The following is a 4,734-nucleotide window of genomic DNA, read 5'->3' as shown; positions in this document are numbered from 1 at the left end:
GGTGAGAAGCGGCCGGAAGGGGGGAGTGATGGTTCCGAAGGAGGTGGTTCCGGTAGTCGGGACCCTCACGTGTTCTCCCCGTGAGCGTTCCGTGACCTCACCGCACTGACGGCAGGGGTTCACCCTCCGTTCACCCACGGCCATCGGCCGCTTCACCTGTTCTGCCTAATTTCGGCCTTACCCGGTGCGTGGTGCGAGCAGAGACCCGCTCACGTATCAGTCGATGACTTCGCACGCCGCCAGTAGACGGCGGCTCCTGGAAGGAACTCCCGAAAGTGAAGCTTCAGCGCAAGAACCGGCTTCGCGCCCTTTCGCTCGGTGCTGTCGCCGTCTCCGGCGCCCTGGCGCTGACGGCGTGCGGCTCCGACGACACCGGCGGCGGCAGCGGCGACGAGAGCGCGCCCGCGGCCAACAGCGCCATCAAGTGTGACGACGCCAAGGGTGAACTGCTCGCGGCCGGCTCCTCCGCGCAGAAGAACGCGGTCGACGCCTGGGTGAAGCAGTACACGGCCTCCTGCAAGAACGTTCGGATCAACTACAACCCGAACGGCTCCGGCGCCGGTATCACCAACTTCCTCCAGGGCCAGACCGCCTTCGCCGGTTCGGACTCCCCGCTGGACGCCGAGGAGATCACCAAGTCCGCCGAGGTCTGCAAGGACAGCCAGGCCATCGACCTGCCGATGGTCGGCGGCCCGATCGCCGTGTCGTACAACCTCCCGGGCGTGGACGACCTCGTCCTGGACGCTCCGACCCTGGCCAAGATCTTCGACGACAAGATCAAGACCTGGAACGACGAAGCGATCAAGAAGCTGAACCCCGACGCGAAGCTGCCCAGCACCAAGATCCAGACGTTCCACCGCTCGGACGACTCCGGCACCACGGACAACTTCACCAAGTACCTGAAGGCCGCTGCCGCCTCGGACTGGAAGTACGAGGGCGGCAAGGCGTGGCAGGCCAAGGGCGGCCAGTCCGCCTCGGGTTCCTCCGGTCTCGCCCAGCAGGTGACCCAGACCGCCGGCGCGATCTCCTACATGGAGCTCTCGTACGCCAAGGAGGCCCAGACGGTCCACGTCAAGACCGGTGCGGCCACGCCCGTCGAGGCCACCGTCGACAACGCCACCAAGGCGATCGCCGAGGCCAAGGTCGTCGGCGAGGGCAAGGACCTCGCCCTTGAGCTGAACTACGAGCCCACCGCCGAGGGCGCGTACCCGATCACCCTCGTGACGTACGAGATCGCGTGCGAGAAGGGCAACAAGGCGGAGACCCTCGCCGCCACCAAGTCCTTCCTCACCTACCTCGCCAGCGAGGAGGGGCAGGCCATCCTCAAGGACGCCAGCTACGCCCCGATGCCCGAAGAGATCATCACGAAGGTCCGCACGACCGTCGCCGGCCTGAGCTGACCCAAGCGTGCGGCCCGCACCGGTGACCACCGGAGCGGGCCGCACCGTCCGGTGCACCGCCGCCTGGAGCCCGCACCCCGAGGTTCCGCAGACCGGAGAACCCAATGGACATATCTACTCAAGACGCACCAGTTCCTCCCCCCACCACACAGACCGCCGAAGAGAAGCGCAACGCACGGGGTGCCACCCGCCCCGGAGACCGGATCTTCCTCGGTCTCTCGCGAGGCTCGGGCATCCTGCTCCTGGTGATCATGGCCGCGATCGCGGTCTTCCTCACCTACCGTGCCGTTCTCGCCATCTCCGAGGACGAGGCCAACTTCCTCACCGCCTTCGAGTGGGACGCGAACAACACCCCGCCGAAGTTCGGTATCGCGGTCCTCGCCTACGGCACGGTCGTCTCCTCGATCATCGCCATGGTGATCGCGGTCCCGATCTCCGTGGGCATCGCGCTGTTCATCACGCACTACGCCCCGCGCAAGCTCGGCGGCCTGATCAGCTACGTGATCGACCTGCTGGCCGCCGTCCCGTCCATCGTGTACGGCCTCTGGGGCGCCCTCGTTCTCGTCCCGCACCTGAACGGTCTCTACGGCTGGCTCGACTCCTACCTCGGCTGGACCGGCATCTTCGAGTGGCAGGGCGGCGCCGCGCGCTCCCTGTTCACCGTCGGCATCCTGCTCGCGATCATGATCCTGCCGATCGTGACCAACGTGAGCCGCGAGGTCTTCCGCCAGGCGCCGCAGATGCACCAGGAAGCCGCGCTCGCCCTCGGCGCCACGCGCTGGGAGGTCATCCGCATGTCGGTGCTGCCCTTCGGCCGCTCCGGTGTGATCTCCGCCTCGATGCTGGGCCTCGGCCGCGCGCTCGGCGAGACGATGGCCGTCGCCACGGTTCTCTCGCCGTCCTTCCTCATCGAGACCAGCCTGCTCGACCCGGGCGGCGGCACGTTCGCCCAGAACATCGCCAGCAAGTTCGGTGAGGCCACCCCGCTGGGCCGCGACGCCCTGATCGCCTCCGGTCTGGTCCTCTTCGTCATCACCCTGCTGGTCAACGGCGCGGCCCGTGCGATCATCGCCCGCCGCAAGGAGTACTCGGGGGCCAACGCATGAGCAACGTCGTCATGGACAAGCGCCCCGAGCGCCCCGCCAGCACTCTGCAGGGCGCCAGGCTTCCCAAGTGGACCCCGTATGCGGTCGCCGTGGGCTCCGTGGGCGCGGGCCTCGGCATCAGCGCCGCCGCCGGGCTGGAGAGCAGCATCCAGTGGGCGCTCATCGCCGCGCTGCTGTTCGTCCTGGTCAACTACGGGCTCGGCGTCAAGGTCGAGGGCAGCAGGCAGGCCAAGGACCGGGTCGCGACCAGCCTCGTCTGGGTCGCGTTCCTCCTCGCCGTCATTCCGCTGGCCTCCGTCATCTGGGAGACCGTCAGCCGTGGTGTGAAGGTGCTCGACGTCTACTTCCTGACCCACTCGATGGGTGTGGTCGCGGACACGGAGGTCGGCGGCGGCATCAACCACGCCATCATCGGAACGCTGGAGCAGGTCGGCCTCGCCACGGTGATGGCCGTGCCGGTCGGTGTGCTCACGGCGGTCTACCTGGTCGAGTACGGGCGGGGCAGGCTCGCCCAGACCGTCACCTTCTTCGTCGACGTCATGACGGGCATCCCGTCGATCGTCGCGGGTCTGTTCGTCCTGGCCATCATGCTCCAGCTGAACCTGGAGCCCTTCGGGTTCGCCGGTTCGCTCGCCCTGGCGATCCTGATGATGCCGGTCGTGGTCCGCTCCACCGAGGAGATGCTCAAGCTCGTACCGAACGAGCTGCGCGAGGCCTCTCTGGCGCTGGGTGTCCCGAAGTGGCGCACCATCATGAAGGTGGTTCTGCCGACGTCCATCGGTGGTATCACCACTGGTGTGATGCTCGCGGTCGCACGCATCGCCGGTGAGACCGCGCCCGTACTGCTTCTGGTGTGGGGCAGCGCCTTCATCAACAACAACCCGTTCGACGGCGCCCAGGCGTCGCTGCCGCTCTACATCTACCAGCAGTACTCGCAGAGCGCCGGCAGCTCGGCGGCCTACGACCGTGCCTGGGCCGCGGCGCTCACGCTGATCATCATCGTGATGATCCTCAACCTCGCGGCCCGCGGCATCGCCCGCTGGAAGGCCCCGAAGACCGGTCGCTGACGCGGCCATACAGCGACCAGACTTACCCCCGCGAAAGAAGTAGATCCCATGGCCAAGCGAATCGACGTAAGCGGACTGACCGCTTACTACAGTGCCCACAAGGCAATCGAAGACATCTCGATGACCGTCGAGCCGCGTTCGGTGACGGCCTTCATCGGGCCGTCCGGCTGCGGCAAGTCCACGTTCCTGCGCACGCTGAACCGTATGCACGAGGTCACGCCCGGCGGGCGGGTCGAGGGCAAGGTGCTCCTGGACGACGAGGACCTGTACGGGCACGGGGTCGACCCCGTGGCCGTGCGCCGCACCATCGGCATGGTCTTCCAGCGGCCGAACCCCTTCCCGACCATGTCGATCTTCGACAACGTGGCGGCCGGGCTGAAGCTCAACGGCTCCTACAAGAAGTCCGAGCTGAGCGATGTCGTCGAGAAGTCGCTCAAGGGCGCGAACCTCTGGAACGAGGTCAAGGACCGGCTGAACAAGCCGGGGTCCGGGCTCTCCGGTGGTCAGCAGCAGCGGCTGTGCATCGCGCGGGCGATCGCCGTCGAGCCGCAGGTGCTGCTGATGGACGAGCCCTGCTCGGCGCTCGACCCCATCTCGACGCTGGCCATCGAGGACCTGATCGGTGAGCTGAAGGAGCGCTTCACGATCGTCATCGTGACGCACAACATGCAGCAGGCCGCGCGGGTGTCCGACCGGACGGCGTTCTTCAACCTCTCCGCGGTCGGTCAGCCCGGGCGGCTCATCGAGATAGACGACACGGAGCGGATCTTCTCCAACCCGTCCGTCCAGGCCACCGAGGACTACATTTCCGGGCGCTTCGGCTGAGCGGTTGCGCTCCGCTTGATTTCCCGACCCCCCGCGGTGCTGCATGGCGGTGCCACCGCGGGGCCCAATAGGGCCCGCCCCCCGGCTTCCGGGGGGCGGGCCCGTCGGCTTCCCCTGGGGCTCCGCCCCAGACCCCGTGGTGTGTTGCCAGGTGCGGGTCCGCCCGTGCTGGCCGCGCAGTTCCCCGCGCCCCTAAAAGCAAAAGACTGCGCCGTTCCCCGCGCCCCCAGGTTTTTAGGGGCGCGGGGAACTGCGCAGCGGGGGTTCGGGGGCGGAGCCCCCGAGTAAGGGACGATGGGGGTCCCCCCGCTCGAGCGAAGTCGAGAGTGGGGGAGG

Annotated in this window: 4 protein-coding genes; all 4 read left to right on the top strand. The window is 67.7% G+C overall.

All coding sequences use genetic code 11. The features are described from left to right. Positions 1 to 275: 275 nt before the first annotated feature. The 4 genes from pstS to pstB all read left to right on the top strand — a co-directional run bounded on the left by pstS (position 276) and on the right by pstB (position 4,398). Positions 276 to 1,400, top strand: a complete 1,125-nt coding sequence (pstS, locus tag AOK17_RS13605) for a phosphate ABC transporter substrate-binding protein PstS (RefSeq protein WP_055612690.1) — start codon at positions 276 to 278, stop codon at positions 1,398 to 1,400. A 104-nt stretch (positions 1,401 to 1,504) separates the two neighbouring features. Beyond that, positions 1,505 to 2,506, top strand: a complete 1,002-nt coding sequence (gene pstC, locus AOK17_RS13600; protein WP_055612689.1) for a phosphate ABC transporter permease subunit PstC — start codon at positions 1,505 to 1,507, stop codon at positions 2,504 to 2,506. Next, positions 2,503 to 3,573: a phosphate ABC transporter permease PstA gene (gene pstA, locus AOK17_RS13595; protein WP_055612688.1), complete on the top strand. Its 1,071-nt coding sequence runs from the start codon at positions 2,503 to 2,505 to the stop codon at positions 3,571 to 3,573. The genes pstC and pstA overlap by 4 nt, the downstream gene beginning before the upstream one ends. Before the next feature lie 48 nt (positions 3,574 to 3,621). After that, complete coding sequence (pstB, locus tag AOK17_RS13590; RefSeq protein ID WP_055612687.1) at positions 3,622 to 4,398, top strand: phosphate ABC transporter ATP-binding protein PstB; 777 nt, start codon at positions 3,622 to 3,624, stop codon at positions 4,396 to 4,398. Positions 4,399 to 4,734 lie beyond the last annotated feature (336 nt).

This window comes from Streptomyces phaeochromogenes (genome assembly GCF_001418655.1).
Lineage (GTDB): Bacteria > Actinomycetota > Actinomycetes > Streptomycetales > Streptomycetaceae > Streptomyces > Streptomyces phaeochromogenes.
Note: the sequence above shows the minus strand (reverse complement) of the source record. Positions and strands in the feature narration are given on the sequence as shown.

What these genes read in the sequence shown, in the direction of transcription:
- pstC (WP_055612689.1), top strand. Translation starts at nt 1,505, where the DNA reads ATGGACATATCTACTCAAGACGCACCAGTTCCTCCCCCCACCACACAG.
- pstA (WP_055612688.1), top strand. Translation starts at nt 2,503, where the DNA reads ATGAGCAACGTCGTCATGGACAAGCGCCCCGAGCGCCCCGCCAGCACT.
- pstB (WP_055612687.1), top strand. Translation starts at nt 3,622, where the DNA reads ATGGCCAAGCGAATCGACGTAAGCGGACTGACCGCTTACTACAGTGCC.